Annotated in this window: 21 protein-coding genes and 1 tRNA gene; 11 read left to right on the top strand and 11 right to left on the bottom strand. The window is 33.5% G+C overall.

All coding sequences use genetic code 11. The features are described from left to right. Positions 1 to 3: 3 nt before the first annotated feature. Both ACW8TM_RS09605 and ACW8TM_RS09610 read right to left on the bottom strand, forming a co-directional pair. Positions 4 to 801, bottom strand: coding sequence for a tRNA(His) guanylyltransferase Thg1 family protein (locus ACW8TM_RS09605; RefSeq protein WP_491533090.1), 798 nt, complete (start codon positions 799 to 801; stop codon positions 4 to 6). Continuing rightward, positions 797 to 1402: a Maf family protein gene (locus tag ACW8TM_RS09610; protein WP_491533066.1), complete on the bottom strand. Its 606-nt coding sequence runs from the start codon at positions 1400 to 1402 to the stop codon at positions 797 to 799. The genes ACW8TM_RS09605 and ACW8TM_RS09610 overlap by 5 nt, the downstream gene beginning before the upstream one ends. 61 nt (positions 1403 to 1463) lie before the next feature. Here ACW8TM_RS09610 and ACW8TM_RS09615 point away from each other — a divergent pair, with 61 nt between their 5' ends. The 3 genes from ACW8TM_RS09615 to ACW8TM_RS09625 are packed head-to-tail and all read left to right on the top strand — an operon-like array spanning position 1464 to position 2724. Beyond that, positions 1464 to 1895: a hypothetical protein gene (locus ACW8TM_RS09615; RefSeq protein WP_491533067.1), complete on the top strand. Its 432-nt coding sequence runs from the start codon at positions 1464 to 1466 to the stop codon at positions 1893 to 1895. After that, positions 1879 to 2277, top strand: coding sequence for a hypothetical protein (locus ACW8TM_RS09620; protein ID WP_491533068.1), 399 nt, complete (start codon positions 1879 to 1881; stop codon positions 2275 to 2277). Before ACW8TM_RS09615 ends, ACW8TM_RS09620 begins: the two co-directional genes overlap by 17 nt. Positions 2278 to 2319: 42 nt before the next feature. Beyond that, positions 2320 to 2724, top strand: coding sequence for a Trm112 family protein (locus ACW8TM_RS09625; protein ID WP_491533069.1), 405 nt, complete (start codon positions 2320 to 2322; stop codon positions 2722 to 2724). Positions 2725 to 2727: 3 nt separating this feature from the next. On the opposite strand, the gene ACW8TM_RS09630 is transcribed toward ACW8TM_RS09625, so the two are convergent. From ACW8TM_RS09630 to ACW8TM_RS09660, 7 genes are all read right to left on the bottom strand, one after another. Then, positions 2728 to 3720: a glycosyltransferase family 2 protein gene (locus ACW8TM_RS09630; RefSeq protein ID WP_491533070.1), complete on the bottom strand. Its 993-nt coding sequence runs from the start codon at positions 3718 to 3720 to the stop codon at positions 2728 to 2730. Positions 3721 to 3722: 2 nt separating this feature from the next. Further along, positions 3723 to 4505 carry a polyprenyl diphosphate synthase gene (uppS, locus tag ACW8TM_RS09635; RefSeq protein ID WP_491533091.1) on the bottom strand — a complete coding sequence of 261 codons (783 nt, stop codon included), beginning with the start codon at positions 4503 to 4505 and terminating at the stop codon, positions 3723 to 3725. A gap of 5 nt (positions 4506 to 4510) precedes the next feature. Next, positions 4511 to 5449, bottom strand: coding sequence for a hypothetical protein (locus ACW8TM_RS09640; RefSeq protein WP_491533071.1), 939 nt, complete (start codon positions 5447 to 5449; stop codon positions 4511 to 4513). Positions 5450 to 5460: 11 nt separating this feature from the next. Then, entirely contained in the window at positions 5461 to 6825 is a 1365-nt protein-coding gene (gene glmM / locus ACW8TM_RS09645; protein WP_491533072.1) for a phosphoglucosamine mutase, read from the bottom strand. Next, positions 6818 to 7837 (bottom strand): SPL family radical SAM protein, encoded by a 1020-nt coding sequence (locus ACW8TM_RS09650; RefSeq protein ID WP_491533073.1) that lies wholly within the window; start codon positions 7835 to 7837, stop codon positions 6818 to 6820. Before ACW8TM_RS09650 ends, glmM begins: the two co-directional genes overlap by 8 nt. Positions 7838 to 8270: 433 nt before the next feature. Then, a complete protein-coding gene (locus ACW8TM_RS09655) occupies positions 8271 to 8582 on the bottom strand; it encodes a PIN domain-containing protein (protein ID WP_491533074.1) in 312 nt (103 codons plus the stop codon). Positions 8583 to 8844: 262 nt separating this feature from the next. Continuing rightward, positions 8845 to 9891, bottom strand: a complete 1047-nt coding sequence (locus tag ACW8TM_RS09660; RefSeq protein ID WP_491533075.1) for a PhoU domain-containing protein — start codon at positions 9889 to 9891, stop codon at positions 8845 to 8847. Positions 9892 to 10006: 115 nt separating this feature from the next. On the opposite strand from ACW8TM_RS09660, the gene ACW8TM_RS09665 reads away from it, so the two are divergent. The 7 genes from ACW8TM_RS09665 (at position 10007) to ACW8TM_RS09695 (ending at position 15949) form a co-directional block, all read left to right on the top strand. Then, the gene (locus ACW8TM_RS09665) at positions 10007 to 11020 is read left to right on the top strand and encodes a PstS family phosphate ABC transporter substrate-binding protein (protein WP_491533076.1); all 1014 of its coding nucleotides are present in this window, start codon (positions 10007 to 10009) and stop codon (positions 11018 to 11020) included. Between the two features lie 12 nt (positions 11021 to 11032). Then, positions 11033 to 11968, top strand: coding sequence for a phosphate ABC transporter permease subunit PstC (gene pstC, locus ACW8TM_RS09670; protein ID WP_491533077.1), 936 nt, complete (start codon positions 11033 to 11035; stop codon positions 11966 to 11968). A gap of 5 nt (positions 11969 to 11973) precedes the next feature. Continuing rightward, the gene (gene pstA / locus ACW8TM_RS09675) at positions 11974 to 12816 is read left to right on the top strand and encodes a phosphate ABC transporter permease PstA (protein WP_491533078.1); all 843 of its coding nucleotides are present in this window, start codon (positions 11974 to 11976) and stop codon (positions 12814 to 12816) included. A gap of 4 nt (positions 12817 to 12820) precedes the next feature. Continuing rightward, complete coding sequence (pstB, locus tag ACW8TM_RS09680; protein ID WP_491533079.1) at positions 12821 to 13588, top strand: phosphate ABC transporter ATP-binding protein PstB; 768 nt, start codon at positions 12821 to 12823, stop codon at positions 13586 to 13588. Between the two features lie 1011 nt (positions 13589 to 14599). Next, the gene (locus ACW8TM_RS09685) at positions 14600 to 15112 is read left to right on the top strand and encodes a hypothetical protein (protein WP_491533080.1); all 513 of its coding nucleotides are present in this window, start codon (positions 14600 to 14602) and stop codon (positions 15110 to 15112) included. A 154-nt stretch (positions 15113 to 15266) separates the two neighbouring features. Then, positions 15267 to 15617 carry a HEPN domain-containing protein gene (locus tag ACW8TM_RS09690; protein WP_491533081.1) on the top strand — a complete coding sequence of 117 codons (351 nt, stop codon included), beginning with the start codon at positions 15267 to 15269 and terminating at the stop codon, positions 15615 to 15617. Further along, positions 15614 to 15949: a nucleotidyltransferase domain-containing protein gene (locus ACW8TM_RS09695; protein ID WP_491533082.1), complete on the top strand. Its 336-nt coding sequence runs from the start codon at positions 15614 to 15616 to the stop codon at positions 15947 to 15949. Before ACW8TM_RS09690 ends, ACW8TM_RS09695 begins: the two co-directional genes overlap by 4 nt. Positions 15950 to 16017: 68 nt before the next feature. Here ACW8TM_RS09695 and ACW8TM_RS09700 read toward each other — a convergent pair whose 3' ends face one another. Next, complete coding sequence (locus ACW8TM_RS09700) at positions 16018 to 16350, bottom strand: hypothetical protein (RefSeq protein WP_491533083.1); 333 nt, start codon at positions 16348 to 16350, stop codon at positions 16018 to 16020. Between the two features lie 649 nt (positions 16351 to 16999). Then, positions 17000 to 17074, bottom strand: a tRNA-Glu gene (locus ACW8TM_RS09705). Between the two features lie 153 nt (positions 17075 to 17227). On the opposite strand from ACW8TM_RS09705, the gene ACW8TM_RS09710 reads away from it, so the two are divergent. Then, positions 17228 to 17819: hypothetical protein (locus ACW8TM_RS09710; RefSeq protein ID WP_491533084.1), on the top strand; the 592-nt coding region annotated here is incomplete at its 3' end.

Here is a 17819-nt window from a genome sequence, read left to right on the forward strand (position 1 = left end):
CTCTCAACTCAATACATTTTTTCTCAATTCTTTTTCAGCATTCCTAATAATATTTTTAATGTATTCTTCTCCTTTACAAGTAGTGAATAATGGTGGGTTCCAATCTTCTTTTAATACTCTTCTAAGCACTAAGACTTCTTTTCCTGATATTGGATTTTTACTTTTCTTAATTTTTAGATTCCATTTTATTATTATGCCTCTCCTTTGCCAAGCTGGTGTTTTAGCTAAATTTATCTTTAGTTTTTCTAAGACTAGGCCATGTAGTTTTTCTGCTTTTACTTTATATAGCTTTTTGGCGGCTTGACTTGTGTTTAAACCCTCCATTAGCAATGCATATAATGCATATGCATTTATATGGTTTCTCCACGCCTCCATTTGCCTCCACGCAAAATATTCCAAGATCTTCTCCTTTGAGAGGATTATGACTCGTGCATCAAAGGATATGGTTTTTTCTTGTCCATAATTCTTTAAAATTTCTAGGGTCATTCTACTACTAATTGTGCTTGGAATTATTGAGAGTATTTTCTCTATTCTTCGATTAAATATATTTTCCTTAAGAAACAAGTAATTTATTTCATCCGACTGTATATATGCTAAAGTTGGATTAAAACCTGATTTAAACACCTCTTTCGCAGATTTGACAATTATTTTTGCAAAATTTTCATCGTACGGTTTTTTGAATCCAATTTCATTACAAAGCTTTCTGAAGTTTCTACCATCACATCTAATTATAAATGGAATGGAAGGTGGTACTTTCATTACTGAAAATATTTCGTTATTCTTGAAGTTTGGAATTTTAATAGTTTCTTCCTCCCTTTAAATATTCTTCCAGTAGATTTACATCTAGTTTTTTGAGTATTTCATATAATTCTGGTATGGGTAGACCGATTACATTGTAGAAGCATCCATTTATCTTCTCTATTAGCACTGCACCTAATTCTTGAATTGCATATGCTCCTGCTTTTCCCAGTGGCTCTTTAGTTGAAATATATGCCTCTATTTCCCTTTTTGAGAGTTTCTTCATATAGACCTCTGTTTCAACTATTTTTGTGACTTTCTTCCTCTCTTTACAGTCTATCACTACAAGACCTGTAATAACTCTATGCTTTTTCCCACTTAGCCTTAATAGAATTTCTCTAGCTTCGCTTAAGTTTTTTGGTTTCCCTATACTTTTTCCGTTAAGTTCAATTAGAGTATCAGCTGCAATTATAATGCCTTCCCCAACTTCATCCATTATGCTTTCAGCCTTCATTATTGCTGCTTTTAACACCCTTCTCCTTGGCTCTATTTCCTTTATTTCATCTTCATTTATTTTGGGAGGTTTTACCTGTAAATTTTTGATGTATTTTTCTAGGAGCTTTCTTCTTCTAGGAGAAGTGGATGCTAGAATTATTTGTTTCATTTGTTTCACACCATAACTATTTTGTACCTAATAGTATGATATTGCTTTTTAGGGGGTTGAAATGAACCTGCTCTCTACTAGTGTAACTAGTAAGAGGCTTAGGAATTCAGATTTACTAATCTATGGTAAGTGTATTGAAATTGAGTTTTCAGATATTCTAAAGGCTTTTTCACAGAATCGTATTTCCTTAAACGTATGTATGGAGCAAGTACATATGAATGTTGTTGGTTTTAAATTGCTTAGTATAGTTAAGTTGTCTGGGATTAAAAGTCTAACTATTTTAACTATTGATGGCTCACCGCATTGTATTCAATTGCATTATATTGGAGAACATATTAGGAGGACTTTTGGAGAGAAATTACCAATAAGACATTTTGTGATTGAGAAGGGAAAAGTTTTTGAAATCCCTGTCAAAGTTGTTAGATTATCTCGTCACTTATCTAAGTGTAGTAAACTTATAGGTGGAGCTGGAATAAATGAGCAAAAGGAATAAGAAGAGAGGAAGAAGAATAAAGGTTTTCTTTTTAACAGTCTTTTTATTGATTGCATTGGCAATGTCGCTTTTCTTTCTTCAACCATTGAATGTCATTAATGTTAAGGCTGAATATGAAGGTGCACATATCCACTTCATTGGAAACACTCCTCATATATGTTTGATTTTTAAAGTTCAAAATCCTAGGGGTAGTGGGGTTACAGCTACTATTGAAATTGATTTAAGTGCTCAACGTGTACTTGCATCTAAAATATTGATTGTAGTTGATGAGGAGGGAAACAAATTAAGTTATACAATCAAGGATACATATAAAATTTCTTTAGTTCTAAGTTTGTCAGGTAATGAAGTTAAGAGGATTCATGTAATTTTAAAGCGCTCTTAAGCGTATAATTTATAAAATTCTAGTTAACCATTTCAAATGGTGATGTCTTTGAAGTTTAGGTTATTGGATATACTTGCATGTCCAATATGTAAAAATTTTCCACTTGAACTAATAGTCTTTAATAGGACTGAATATAAGTATGATAACATTGATTTTTCTAAAGATGAAGTTTTATGTGAAGAGTTTTGTGGTTTAAATCAAAAGTTTTTAAAGGACTTAGGAGATGTCAAATTAAATTGTGTTGATTGTGTTAAACAAGAAGTTGTAGATGGTATACTTATTTGTAATAATTGTAGACGTTGGTATCCAATCATAGAGGAAATACCTCATATGCTTCCCGATGAGTTGAGGAGTGAGAAGGAGGACAAGGCTTTTCTAGAGAAGTTTAAGAATTTGATTCCTAAATCTGTCTTAGATCATGGCAAGCCTTGGAATTTAACTTCATAAATGCTATTTTTCAAGTAGACTAGCTTTCAAATCTCCAATACAGAATGCAAAAATTCTAAGCATGTCTATTAACGGGAATATTGTTGCCTCTTTTAAAGTATTCTTTTTTGCTTTATAGTATATTACGCCTAGTATGTATCCTATGATGAACGGCGACAATGCTATTAATATTGGCATCAGGTTTTTAATTAAAATTGAAATTATAGCACTTAGAAATAAACTGAGCATCATAGTATAGAATGCTATTAGTCCTCTTCGATAAAATCTAGTTAACTGGCTTTTTGGATGCTTCTTTCTAAACTTTGGGCCTCCCTTCCCATACGAGTATGTTTGCTTTAATATTGCCTTTAAGCTCTGACGATGTTTATGCCATACATACATTCTCGGGTCAAGCATTATTTTATATCCTTTTTCACATATGCTTTGAACTGTGTCGACATCTTCGAATGTCTTGAACTTGACGTCTAGTCCACCTATCTCTTCTAATACTTTTCTTTTAATCGCCATGTTGCAGAAGGCTAAATGTTTGAATATTTTTGGCTCCTCTAATATTTCTCTCTTCTCTGCCAATGGCATTATTCTCATTATAGACTTATCTGCATAGATTGCATACATATTATTTTTAATGCTTTTATCTACGAATATACTTCCACCTACACATCCTATTTCAGGTTGAGATAAATTTTCAACTATTACTTTAATCCATTCTCTCGGTACTATACAGTCTCCATCAGTGAAAGCTAATATTTCACCTTTTGAAGCTTCTATTCCAATTTTTCTTGCATAGTTTGGTCCTAGGCCTGGCTCTGTTAAAATTTTTACTGGATATTTTGATGCTTTTTTAATTGTATCATCAGTTGATTGGCCATCTATGATTATTATTTCAATTTTTTCTTTTGGATAGTCTAGATTCATTATTGATTCAAGTAAATCTTCAATTGTTTCACCTGCATTTCTTACTGGAATTATTATCGAGACCATTGGCTTTTTATTCATTTTTATCTCCCAAATCTTCTTTCACGTTTTTGGAAAATCCTAATGGCTCTCCATAAATCTATTTTTCTAAAGTCAGGCCAGTAGATGTCGAGGAAAACTAGTTCACTATAGGCTGATTGCCATAGAAGGAATCCGCTTAATCTTTCTTCTCCACTAGTACGGATTATCAAGTCTGGATATGGGTTTGGTAAGTGTGATGTATATAGATATTTTTCAAATACCTTTTCATTTATTTCATTTACATTTAAAAGTCCTTTTTCTACTTTTTTAGCTATTCTTTTTACAGCATCTATTATTTCACTTCTTCCTCCATATGCGATTGCAATGTTCAGATAGTGTTTATCATATTTTTCAGTTAGTCTTTCCAATTTTCTTATTGCTTCTCTCAGTTTTGGTGGTAGTATCTCAATTTTTCCAATTGCTTTCACTCTCACTTTGTATTCATGTATCTCCTTGCTGTTCATTGCTTTTTCAATATATTTTTGAGCTAATTTCATGATTTCTTCAACTTCTTTTCTAGTTCTCATGAAGTTTTCAGTTGAGAATACATAGATGGTTAATGTTTTTATTCCTGCATCATAGCACCATTTTAATAGTTCTTCAACTTTTTGTGCTCCTTTTTCATGCCCAGTCCATGGTGGTAAACCTTTACTTCTCGCCCATCTTCTATTTCCATCTAATATTATTCCAACATGCTTTGGTTTTACGCCTTTTTCAATTTGTTTCCATAACCATTTTTCATAGATTTTATAGATTCCTAGTATTTCAAGTATTTTTCGTAGCATTTCTCTTACCACACATCTTCACTTGTTATCTTTGATAGAACTTCGTATAGTTGTGGTAGTATTTCACATCCCACCTCTATTGTTGCTATTAGGGGATCGCCTCTATGTTCAATTACTTCACTATTTAACCCTCTTATTTTTAGAAAATTTGAAATTTCTCGTGCCGATTTATCTTCTAGTTCTGTTTTCATTATTACTATATAGTCCTCATAGTTAACTGTTCTTGTTACATATGGGTGTTCATCTGTTTTATAGGTGATGATGTTTGCATTTGAGTTTGCATTTAAATCCCTGCTTATTTTTAATGCTAATCCATATAGTGATGAACCTGAATATATTATGCTTCTCCTACTTTTAATGCATTTTTCAAGTATTTCTCTGATTTTTTTATTTTCTTTAAGTTGTAGTTTCTTCAATCTTTCTAGGAGATTTTTTGCTCTCTCTCTATTTTCACTTTTTAATGCTGCTTCAATTGCAATTATACTTAAAAATGTACTTGTGGCTATGAAGTGTTTTAGGGCAAGTTGATCGTCTTCTACTCCTACTTCTATCATGTACTCAGTATAGTCTAGTAGTTCTTCATCTTCTTCTGAGATTTGATTTAACACTACTAATATTGTGTTTAATTCCATTAATCCACATGTCTTAATTACATCTGCAATTCTTGGAGGTATGGGGCTTCTCCTAGTGAATATGTAAACTACTTCATTTTCACTTGAGTATGGGGCTGCATACATCATGTATTCACGTGGAAAGTAGCATCCTATGTTTACTCCTAGTAGTGTCCTATATGTCATTAGTGATGATAGGAGTGCGGCATATCCTCCTCCTTCTGCAATTATGCTTAACCGAGTCTTTGAGGTAAGTGTTATGTCAATTATTTCATTTAATTCTTCTCTTAAGTCAAGTGTCTTTCCTACAGCTTCTTCAATGTTTATTTTCAATAGTTTTCCTCCTAGCCTAAAATTTCCATTAATTTTCTCTTATACTTCTCTACAGTTTTTCTTGCTTCTTCTTCACTTTTTGCCTCTGCATATATTCTTATGACCGGTTCTGTTCCTGAAGGTCTAATTAAAACCCATCTATCCTTATTTTTCCAGATTTTTATTCCATCAATGGTTTCAATTTTTAATACTTCTTCACTTTTCACTTCTTCTAATATCTTCTTTGTGACTGCTTCTTTTAGATGGCTTGGACATGGAATCTTATCCTTATAATTATAGTATTTTGGCAGTTTGTCTATTGCCTTGGAAAGTTCCTCTTCTTCATGGGATAATAATTCTAATATTAATAGCGTAGCCATTGTTCCATCTCTAACTAGTTGATGTGGTGGATAAAAAATTCCTCCGTTTTCCTCTATTCCGAGTAGTCCTCTTACCTCCTTTAGTTTATGTGAAACTGTTACACTTCCTACTTTTGTCCATACTATCTTTCCATTATACCTTCTAGCTACTTCTTCAATTAATTTTGATGAGCTAACTGGTGTTACAATTATTCCTCCACCTTCTCTTTGAAGTAAATATTTTTCTATTATTGCTCCACTTTTATCTCCCCAATGCACAGTTCCCTTTTCATCTGTGAATATTGCTCGATCCCCATCCCCATCAAGTGATACTCCTAAATCTGCGTTAGATGATGTAACTATCTTTGAAATTAAACCTAGAACTTTTGGTATTGGTTCCGCTCCTCTTCCTGGAAATTTTCCATCTATTGTGTCATTTATCGAAATTACTTCGCATCCAATTCTTTCTAATACTTTTGGTGTTGTTAGAGTTGAAACTCCATTTCCTGGATCTACAATTACCCTAAAATTTTTTGAAGCTATTTTTTTGGCATCTACTTTTTTAATTATTTCATCAATGTATGTTTCAATGATATTTGGTTCTTCATATATTCTACCTACTTCATTCCATGCTGCTCTATTAATTTTATCTTCAAAGAATATTTCTTCAATTTTTTCTTCCTCTCTTCTCGGTATTTCAATTCCATCTGGACCAATAACTTTTATTCCGTTATATTCAGGTGGATTGTGACTGGCTGTTATCATTACTCCACCATCATACTTAAAGTATTTGACTCCAAACTGAAGTACAGGGGTAGGTAGCATACCTGCATGAGCAACATTACAACCTGTGGATAGTAATCCACTAATGATAACCCTCTTCAATATAGGGCTACTTATTCTTCCATCAAATCCAACTAGGATTTCACCACCATTAAAGTATGTACCTATTGAGAGGGCAATTTTAACTGCAAGCTCAATTGTTAGTTCATCTCCAAATTTACCTCGAATACCATTAGTTCCAAATAGTCTACCCATCTACATTCCTCCTTAGGGAGATGATTGAGGGCTCCCTAGCATAACAAGCACACCTAAACTCTCCTTTGCCACTAAACCAATTAGCTAACTTCTTCTTAATATTTAATCCCATATTACAAGTGGTGAACTTTGAATTTTCACATATTTTCTTTATATTCTTCAAAATATGGTATCTGACTTTCTCTCTCGGCACATAATATCCATAGAGGATTTCTCCTTTTCTATAATATGCTTCCTCAATAAATTCAACCAGTCTCTCTCCACCCCACTTTATTAATGAGTTTTTTAAATCTTTCTTCCAGCGAGGTTTTCCTTCCCAACCATTTAGAATGAATCGCCTTCTATCCAGCTTTAAGACTTCAGCTACAAAATATTTGACACCTACATCTCTCAACTCTTTAATAAGCTTCTTTAAATCCTCCAATGAATCATTAACTCTTGGAATTATAGGTGAAATACGAGCAATAACATAGACGTTATTTTCAACTAGCCTTCTAATTGCTTCAATTCTAACGCTGGGTTTAGGTGCATTAGGTTCGAAAATTTTACAGAAATCATCATTTAAGCTACTTATAGTAAGACCAACCCAGCAATTCTCATAGCTTCCCAGCAAATCTAAATCTCTAAGCACCAGATTAGACTTAGTGCAAATATAAAAGGAAGCATTAAACTCCATGAGCAATTTAATAATACGGCGGGTAAACCCATATTTTTCTTCAACTGGTTGATAGGGATCAGTTGCAGAACCTAAGTTGATAACTAATCTTTTACCAAGATATTTCTTTAATAAATCCCTCCTAGTTCTCTCAACAATATTGCTTCTAACAACAATATTTCTAGGACTCCAAGGCCACTCAACATAACAGTAACTACAAGCATGACTACATCTTTCATAAACATTTAGAACATCAACACCTCTACCTAAATAGCACTCCTCTTTAATCAATCCTCTAGGAGAATGAATTACTTCCTCCTTCCACTTTAACCTTCTAATAATAACATCAATATTCATATTGCACACCATTCTAAATCATAACATGTTAACTAACAATTTAGTCGTAATTTTAGGTTAACTGTCCGTCAATAATTTCATTATGGTTTGTCATTATTAGTTTATGAAGACTTCGAAGTTAACCATTGCCCTAGCTACACTGCTAATAATTCACTTTATATATTACGGCTTTCTTAGCTATATTTATGAGGACACAGCTAGCCAGAAAATCTATTGGAAAACATGTCCCCCTGGAACACTATTTCCTTGGCCAAGTGAACCTGGTCTACTACAAGCATTGTCCAACATGAACTATACAGATATCCTATATACAAGTACTTAATAAAAGTCTAACACTAATTATGATCACAATAATAACCCATATAACGTTAATCTATTACATCATAAAGTTAAAATCATCTAAACTTTAGTAGTTTGAGATCGACATTTGGAGTTAGATTGTTAACAGTATTGTGGGTGCTTCATTAACGTCTTCTATGTCTTTATCTGTTGTTATTATTGTTACCTTTAGTTGACTTGCAGGTGCAATTAGGTATGAATCTGCTAGCGATAAAATATTATAGTAATTTAGTTTGAGTTTTGCGGCTTTTAGTGTTAAGTTTTCATTTGAACTTATAATCTTTATTGGGCTACTTCGAATTAAATTATGCTTAATTCGCATAGAGTTCCATCCGAAAATTTTGGCATAACTGCATAAGAATTCAGCTAAATTAACTTCACACACATATGCCTCAGCCCTACCCAAATAAATTTCATCAACATAATTTTAGCTTCTCTATGTCCAGCAAAGTATAATACTAGAACACCAGCGTCAAGGATATACTTCCTTTTTAATCTCTATCCTCCTGGAGGCATGGATAAGCCTCACAACTTCTAGAGCCCTTTCTCCATCAACTCCACATGCATTCTTAAGGCTTTTAGAAACAATTAAGCGTATTTCATCCCCTTAACAATAAGCTCTAAATATGATCCCTCACATATGCCAACAATATGAATCTCTAATTTGGTTAGTATATAATTGATTTATTTTCGGTTGGACTTTTAACTGTCATGTTTATTACTATTTCTGAGATATCTGATGAATATTCAGCTATTCTAAATATGCTATCTAATGCTAATCTTAGATTTGATGCATCTTTAGCGTTTATCCATCCATTTAATATTGCTTCTATAACTTCTGTTTCTTTTTTTCGTAGTTTTTCCACTCTTCTGATTACATAATCTGCAAGACTTATATCTAATTTGAATACTGACCGCATTGAATCTTCAAATATTTTTACTATTTGTTCTCCCATATCTTCAATTATTCTTAAGACTCTAGGTTTAGGTTTCATCTCTAATTTGAGTGTTGTATTAGCTATCTTTAGTGCATGATCTGCTATTCTCTCGATACTCTTGGCTATTATCCTGTAGCCTAGACAGTCTCTGATATTTTTAAATCCAACTTCAGCTAAGATACTGCTATCCTTAATAGCCATTTTTAGCTGTCTAACTAAAAATAAATAGAATTTGTCTACTTCATCATCTCTAGCAATAACTTCTTCAGCTAAATGTCTATCCAGTAATGTTAATGCTCTAATTGAATCTTTTATCATTGATTTAGATATGTTGCTCATTCTCATAAGAGCTCTAAACGCTGGTAGTTGGGTATGATCTACGAGGAACTGTATAACCATTTCTGTAGCTGATTCTTCAATTAGCTCAGCTCCAACCAACTTACTCTTTAATACTTTCTTAATTATTCCCTTATACCTTAAAACTTTAGGTTCAAATTTGATTTTAACTAAATTATATCCGACTAAGTAGTGGGCTATGAAGTATCTAACTATGGTTTCAGGATCCATTTTTTCATTAACTGTTATTACTGCTTCTTGTAGTTCTTCCTTAAGCATACTTTCTGGTAATATTGTTAATGAACCATTGGGTTGGAGTAATATTGCTACATAATCTCCTGCATTTAATCCAATGGATTTGACCCATGTTTTAGGTAAAGACACTATGAATGTTGATCTACCAGTTAATTGTATTCTTCTCAAGACTTTATTTCTATTCATATTCTCACATCTATATTCTCTATATAGTCTATAATGATCTATATATAGTATTTGGATTAACTATATATAATTTCTTCTCATCGTTTATCCTGAAAGTTCCATGGGGGTGTATTGCGTGGATATCAAACCGAAATTTATACTGCCAATAATACTGGCAATAGCAATTGGATGTATAGCTTTCTATTACCAATTTAATCAACCCAAATTAGTTGTAATCAGAATATCGGGGTCAACAACTGTTTATCCATTAGCTGTCAAATGGGCTGAAGAATATATGGAGATAAATAAAAATGTTAGAATCGAGGTTTCTAGTGGTGGCTCAGGTAAGGGTATAACGGATGTCTTAGCTGGCCTCGTTGATATTGGTATGTCATCAAGGGATCTGAAAAAAGATGAATTAAATAGAGGTGCACTACCTATACCAATAGCATATGATGCAGTAATAGTAGTTGTATGCAATGAAAATCCAATATTAGATCATCTACAGCACAAAGGGATAAAATTAAGTATTTTAAAAGGAATTTATACTGGCTCAATATCTGATTGGGAGTATGTCGTCAATATAGATTTAAATGGTGACAATTACATTTCAATCAATGAAACACATGCGATTAACATTAATACTGGCAGTATTGAGAAAATTGATGCTCCAATCATATATGAAATTCATCCATATACGAGGGCTGAGGCCTCAGGTACTGCTGAAACCTTTGCTAAGGAAATTGGTGTTGGTGACCAAGAACATCTTATTGGCATCAAAGTTGTCGGTAATCCTGGAATGATTGTAGCAATTAGAGATGATAAGCTAGGTATTGGATATGTTGGTCTCGCCTTTGCTTATGGTGAAGTAGCTAAAGGAATTAAGCCTATCCCAATAGATTTTAATGAAAATGGTATAGTTGACGAATGGGAAAAGATTGATAGCTATGAACAAGCAATTGACAATGTAGCTAGAGGAGAGTATCTGCTAAGTAGAACTCTCTACTTCGTAACTAAGGGTAAGCCTGTAAATATTGTGAAGGAGTTTATAAGGTGGTGTTTAACTGAAGGCCAACAATATGTTAGCGAAGTTGGTTATATTCCATTGCCTGAAGAAAAGGTCAATGAATCCTTAAAGCTTATAGATTGAAAGTGATTCCTCATGAAGTCTTTCTCCTCTCTTTCTCGTTCACGCCGCTACTTATTGGATGTATTGTTTGAAAAGACTCTGCTTATCATTTCTTTCTTATCAGGCTTAGTTATAATCTTAATATTCTTTATTTTACTTAAAAATGCTTTAATAATATTAAACTCATCATATGTTTTAACTATCTTTTTAAATTCATGGATTCCTGCTGATGGTTCATTTGGTTTATATCCTTTCATAGCTGGAACAGTTTGGATTACACTTTTTGCAATGATGTTTTCTATTCCATTATGCATATTATGTGCAATTTTCTTAGCTGAATATACACCTAAAAGATTAAGGTCAACTCTTAAGTCATTAATAAGCATTCTCGCAAGTATACCATCAGTTGTCTATGGGCTTTGGACTATACTGGTAATTGTGCCATTAGTTAGGGATTATATTGCTCCAACTATAGACTCAATACTTGGTTGGATTCCAATATTCTCTCTTAACATAAATGTAGGTTATAGTGTTTTAACTTCAAGTTTAGTGTTAGCTGTCATGGTTTCTCCAATAATTATTTCTGTAGCTGAAGAAGTTATTGAAGCTGTCCCAATGGAAATTAGAGAGGCATCATTAGCCCTGGGAGCTACTAAATGGCAGACAGTAAAGTATGTAGTTTTTAGGAAAGCCTTCTTAGGTATTGTTGCAGCTATAGTTTTAGGGTTCTGTAGAGCCTTCGGAGAAACTATGGCTGTTCTCATGGTGTCTGGTAATGTTCCTAAGGCTCCATCATCAATATTTGATCCATGTTGTCCATTAACTGCCCTTATAGCTGGTAGTCTTGGAGAAATGATGTCATCGGAAATTTATGTTTCAGCTTTATCTGTTGCAGCTTTGATCCTTTTCCTAATAGTTTTTATTTTCAATGTACTTGCAAGACTTGTAATCATAAAATTTGGGAGGTAGATGAAATGGATTGGAGGAAATTTGAAGAAGCATTTTTCAAAGCCCTAATGATATTCTCTACAGTCTTAATTATAGGTGTACTTTTGATAATTATTTTAACTGTAATTCTTAAGGGTATATGGTTTTTGAGTATTTCAATGCTAATTGAGCCTCCGAGAAATGTGGCGAGAGAGGGTGGAATTTTAAATGCAATTTTAGGTTCACTTTACCTCGTTTGTGGAGCCACTTTAATTGCCTTCATATTAGCTCTTCCAACAGCAATATATATTAATGAATATGGGAAAGATGGTAGATTTTCAAATTACTTAAGGCTTTCACTAGATTTACTGTCTGGAGTTCCATCAGTTGTTTTTGGCTTTTTCGGCTTCATAGTGTTTGTTTTATGGATGAATATGGGTATTTCACTTTTAGCTGGAATGTTGACTTTAGCATTACTTGAACTCCCAATTATGGCTAGGAGTATTGAATTGGTTTTATCCATGGTTCCGAGGGAGATTAAAGAGGCTTCCTATGCTCTTGGGGCTACAAGATATGAGACGATCATTAACGTAGTGTTACGTCAAGCATTACCTGGAATTTTAACTGCAATTCTCATATCTTTTGCTAGGGGGATTTCTGAGGCAGCGCCAGTACTATTTACTTCTCAATTTAGTGACTTTCTACCATACTCTCTTTTTGCTCCATCAGCTTCACTACCATTGGCAGTTTACTTCTATATTTCATATCCATATGAAAGTGCTAGAGCTAAGGCATATGCTGCCTCTTTCATATTAATCGTAATAATATTAGTGATTAATGTGGTCCTCAAAATTCTTGGAAGAAGATTTATGAGATATGTAGTGAGGTGAAACAATGGGTAGTCTTAATGGTGTAATGATTGAAACTAGAGATTTAAATGTCTACTATGGGGACAGACATGTACTTAAAAATATAAGTGTTAAGATCCCTGAAAAACAAATTACAGCTATTATGGGGCCTTCAGGCTGTGGCAAGACAACTTTCATTAAATGTTTAAATAGATTAATTGACTTGATTGATGAGGCAAGGGTTAGCGGTAAGGTTTACTTTAAGGGAATTGACATTTACAATTCAAATATTGATGTAACTTATATTAGAAGAAAGATAGGAATGGTATTTCAAAAACCAAATCCACTTCCAATGTCGATATATGATAATGTAGCCTATGGACCTAAAATTCACGGCTTAAAGGATAAGAGAATTCTCGATAAAATTGTTGAAAGATGTTTGAGGGAAGTTGGTTTATGGGATGAAGTTAAAGATAGATTAAGAGAGCCAGCTTTCAGGTTATCTGGAGGGCAACAACAGAGATTATGTATAGCTAGGGCACTTGCAGTTGAACCTGAAGCTTTATTGTTAGATGAACCTACAGCTTCATTAGATCCTATATCTGCTGATAGAATTGAAAAATTATTACTTAGACTCAAAGAGAACTACACCATAATTATTGTTACTCACAATGTGCATCAAGCTCTCAGACTAGCTGATTATGTTATATTCCTCTATCTAGGTAGAGTAGCTGAACACGGTTTAGCACAAGAAGTTTTCATGAAACCTAAAATGCCCATAACTAGAGCTTTCATAAGAGGAGATATAAGTTAGCAATTTAAATAATCTATTTGATTACTCCATATTGAACATTATTGTTATCTTTTATCTAATGTTTGAACTATTTTATCCTCAGTAATAACTCTCACATAAATCCACCAACCTCATATGTAGCTAAATTCTGTATTAACAACTCTATAGCGTTCACTTCGAAGCTTTTCTAGAGGGTATTTTTAGAAGTTTAACAAGAGAAATGGGTTAAATGGATTTTACATTTCTCTTCTTTATAATCAATAGTTGCAAGTTCAGTTACAAATAATAATTTCATCATTATGCTTGACTTGAATTTTCATTATAAATTATTCTAAGCATCATCAACAATCATGAAATTATCACTTAATGCTAATTTCATGATGCCTACAGAGTATTAATGTAAAGAATTGAAAGTACTCAGTAGTTACATTTAAATATTTGCCAGAAAGAGAGCAAGAAGGGATTTAGAATTCCTTGTCCTTGGCTTAAGAAGGAAGATGATAAATATTATTGTACAGCAACAACACCACCCACAGAAGTCGACGTTAAAAAGGAAATATGCCTCTTCCCACAATCAGCAATAGACCCAACAAGGCCACACTCACAATGCAAGAGATGGAGGCCGCCATAAAACTAGAACTAAAGCTGAATTTAAAAGATTCAAAAGGATTAATTACTTACAGTCGAACTTGTAAAAACCATAAAAGAACAATTCAAAAACTAGTAGCAAAAGTATAGCTAGAAGCATTCAAAACGATTAACAATCTGAAAAGCAGGACACTATGCAAATGTAATAAGATTCCTCCCACCACTAATAATAACAAGAGAGCTAGTGTTCAAGGGACTAGAAATATTTAAAGACGTAATTCCAGAGCAAGAGAGAAATCATCCTCCAATGTCTCTTCATTTTTATGGATATCATCTAGTTCAATATAATAAATCTCAACAATTTAAGGATTGAAAGTTAAAATGAAATAAATCAGAACATCTTACACAAGGAAAACTCTTTCAAGCTACAACTCCCATTATTTTATGATGAAAGTTGCTATAGGTGGTTCATTTAGCGTATATGATAAAATGATAAAACTGGCAAACCAACTAAAAGCAATGGGAATAGAAGTCACACTGCCAAAACACTTTCTAGGCCTATCAGACCCATCAAAAATCGAAAAACTCAAACAAGATATAAAAGCGGGGAAAAAGGAACTATCTCCACAAGACTACATAAAAATCGGAGAAGTTGAAACATGGTTCTTCCAACAAATCGACAATGCAGATTACCTCATAATCCTTGCAGAAGCCATAAAAGGAGACAAACAAATAAAAGGATACATCGGCATAAACACTGCAATAGACATGGCATACGCCCTTAGCAAAAGAAAAGAAGTAATCCTAACACACCTACCAGAAGATCCTGGCATCCTAGGCCTATACCATTACATCAAAAAACATAAACCCAAAAACCTGGGCAAAATCCAAATCATGAACACATCTGAAATAATAACATACCTTAAAACAACTGCAAAGCAAGCAGTTTTCACTTAAGGGTAAGAAAATAAATCCAACATGCAACAGATACAAATATACGATATCCATTATGCTTATCATCATGAAAATCTAAATTTTATTTGAGGAAAATGAGGAGAAACACATTATTTATTAAACATTTATTTAACTTAGCATGCTTAGAGGTGTCCATATGGATTTTCTAAAGAAAAATGCTTTAAAGTTCCTCGATGAAGCTGAAGAAGCCTTCAAGAAAAAAGATTACAGCTTCACCATGCTATTTATAGAGCAATTTTTCCAATTAACCTTAAAATATCTACTTTACAAGAAATATGGAGACTTCCCTAAAACTCACAGCCTCAAAACCCTATTCCAGCTAACAAAAAATGACAATTTAACCAACTACTATAAGCAAAATCTAGATTTATTGAGAGAAATAGAGCTATCCTACATTGCCTCAAGATATATGGATGTGGAATATAGTAGAGATATCGCAAGTAAAGCCCTAAATCTAGCCAAAAACTTTGCGAGGAAATACCTATGATCAACTATTTCAAACTACTCGAAAAAAATAAAGAATTATTCGAAAATGCAATCAGCATAGCTAAAGAAATAGCCATAAAAGCTAAAGAAATATTCAAAGACTGTGAAGTATACATCATTGGTAGCTACGCCGAAAAAACATATACCCTATCCTCTGACCTAGATATATTAATAACATCAACCAGAATACCAGAAAAAATAGACTTCGAATGGTACTGTAAAATAGTTAAAACTTTAACCAAAGACCACAGGATAAACATACACTTACTCAATAAGAAGAAACTAGAAGAGTACAAGAAAATATACACGCCAATGATTAAGATAACTCTATGAAACTTATACGCCAATATCGTGTATTATTTAAAATTATTCTTCTCCTGGAAAATATGGGTGAACAATGCTTATTGAGGCCAGTATTCAGGTTTCTCACTTTTACGCAATTTTTCTTCTCCAGTAAATTTCCATAACCCCTGTTTAGGTTTCACAAGCTCTATTTCCAATGCTTCTATGAGAGCATCACTCAATAAGACTTCATATTCACTAGCTACTGAAACTGCCCTAGCTTTAATCAATGAAGTATTCCTATCCTCAGTGATAACTCTCACATAAACCCAGCCTAAATTATAAGCATCAACCCCTGTGCCAACAACTCGGTATCGTTCACTTCTAAGCTTTTCTAATGGAATTCCAAGATTTTCAGCTAAAAGACAAGGGTAAATGTATCTCCGGCTCATTACATTCATAACTCGTGTTTACAAGTGTACTTGTAATCACAGTTTTATCATCATATTTAACCTCAATTTTCACTCTAACACCCATTAAGACATCCTACAAAACTTACCAAACCTCTTCTTTATACCCATCCTCATTAAGCGTAACGAAATAAACTTGCCAAATCTCTTCATAATCACAACCAATCCAATAAGTAATGCCACCACTCCACATTTATATTTTATTTAAAAGCCGAAACATCCAACCATTAATAAACTATACTGACTATAATGCATAAGCGTCTAATAATGCACAAGAAACCCATAACTATTTGGCATACTGAGAATACCCACTAGAAACTAATGACCCACTCAATAACAATAAAGCATTAAAGAAGACTGAGGATCCCATATCAAAATATCAAGCATCCCCCACTCAAACTCAAGTAATAATACAAAACAAAGATGAAAAACACAAAAATTCCACCATGAACATCTATTTAAATAGAGAAGAACAATTAATGACACTCAAATCCAAAAACCATAAGAAAAACACTCAAACAACATACATACTTCTCTAGAATTTAACGAAAAACCCACATCCCCCATCCCTATAAAAACCAACTAAACACCACAAAAACCCAAACAAAGAAAATCAAATTCAATTAAATAATGCCCCCGCCGGGATTTGAACCCGGGTCGCGGGCTCGAAAGGCCCGTATCCTTGGCCGGACTAGACGACGGGGGCTGGGTATTTTCTTTTTTCAGTTTTATTTTTTATTTTTCTTGAAATTCTTTATTTTTCTATCGGTTCTTAGACCCGTGCTTTCGTCTTGTTATTTTTTGTTTTGTTATATATGTTTTTTACGTTGGTTTTGTTATTTTATTTTGGGGTTAGGGTTTGTTTGGTTTTAGTTGTGTTAGGGTTTGTGATGGTTGTCCTTTTGTTGGTGTTTGTGGTTTGGCTGGTAGGAGTGGTGGTGTTTATTTTTGTGGTGGTGAGTTTGGCTGTAGGGTTAGTGGTTCTTTTTTAGATTTTTTGTGTGGTTGTGGTGTTTGTGATTTTAGGGTTTATTGTTGGTGTTTGGATGATTCTGTTGTTTGTGGGTTGTTGGATTGGCTTTGGGGTGTTGGGAGGGTGGATGTAGAGTATATTGAGTTGCCTAGGGTTGTTCCTATGGTTTCTCTTTTGGATAGGGATGTGTTTGGTTTTTGGTGGGATTGTGGTGTTGAGGCTGTTATTGTTTCTTTCACTGATCTTTTGAGGCATGATGTTTTGGATGAGATTGTTAGGAGGGGTGTTCATTGGTTTTTGGGTTTTGATGGTAGGGTTTTGCTTTCTTCTGTTATGCCTGATGAGTTGATTGTTAGGGGTGATGTTTTTGATTTGTTTGGGAGGGTTGTGGTGGCTGGTGGTTTTGATGGTGTTGTTGGTTGGGATGTTCCTGTCTACTTGGATATGCCGCTTTATCATAGTTGGGTTAATTTGGTTA

It is taken from the genome of Candidatus Culexmicrobium sp. (assembly GCF_058356305.1).

Bases quoted from the DNA above. Each gene is read 5' to 3' on its own strand.
- ACW8TM_RS09610 (WP_491533066.1), bottom strand. From the start codon at position 1,402: ATGAAACAAATAATTCTAGCATCCACTTCTCCTAGAAGAAGAAAGCTC.
- ACW8TM_RS09615 (WP_491533067.1), top strand. From the start codon at position 1,464: ATGAACCTGCTCTCTACTAGTGTAACTAGTAAGAGGCTTAGGAATTCA.
- ACW8TM_RS09620 (WP_491533068.1), top strand. From the start codon at position 1,879: ATGAGCAAAAGGAATAAGAAGAGAGGAAGAAGAATAAAGGTTTTCTTT.
- ACW8TM_RS09625 (WP_491533069.1), top strand. From the start codon at position 2,320: ATGTCTTTGAAGTTTAGGTTATTGGATATACTTGCATGTCCAATATGT.
- ACW8TM_RS09630 (WP_491533070.1), bottom strand. From the start codon at position 3,720: ATGAATAAAAAGCCAATGGTCTCGATAATAATTCCAGTAAGAAATGCA.
- uppS (WP_491533091.1), bottom strand. From the start codon at position 4,505: ATGCTACGAAAAATACTTGAAATACTAGGAATCTATAAAATCTATGAA.
- glmM (WP_491533072.1), bottom strand. From the start codon at position 6,825: ATGGGTAGACTATTTGGAACTAATGGTATTCGAGGTAAATTTGGAGAT.
- ACW8TM_RS09650 (WP_491533073.1), bottom strand. From the start codon at position 7,837: ATGAATATTGATGTTATTATTAGAAGGTTAAAGTGGAAGGAGGAAGTA.
- ACW8TM_RS09660 (WP_491533075.1), bottom strand. From the start codon at position 9,891: ATGAATAGAAATAAAGTCTTGAGAAGAATACAATTAACTGGTAGATCA.
- pstC (WP_491533077.1), top strand. From the start codon at position 11,033: ATGAAGTCTTTCTCCTCTCTTTCTCGTTCACGCCGCTACTTATTGGAT.
- pstA (WP_491533078.1), top strand. From the start codon at position 11,974: ATGGATTGGAGGAAATTTGAAGAAGCATTTTTCAAAGCCCTAATGATA.
- pstB (WP_491533079.1), top strand. From the start codon at position 12,821: ATGGGTAGTCTTAATGGTGTAATGATTGAAACTAGAGATTTAAATGTC.
- ACW8TM_RS09685 (WP_491533080.1), top strand. From the start codon at position 14,600: ATGATGAAAGTTGCTATAGGTGGTTCATTTAGCGTATATGATAAAATG.
- ACW8TM_RS09690 (WP_491533081.1), top strand. From the start codon at position 15,267: ATGGATTTTCTAAAGAAAAATGCTTTAAAGTTCCTCGATGAAGCTGAA.
- ACW8TM_RS09695 (WP_491533082.1), top strand. From the start codon at position 15,614: ATGATCAACTATTTCAAACTACTCGAAAAAAATAAAGAATTATTCGAA.
- ACW8TM_RS09700 (WP_491533083.1), bottom strand. From the start codon at position 16,350: ATGAGCCGGAGATACATTTACCCTTGTCTTTTAGCTGAAAATCTTGGA.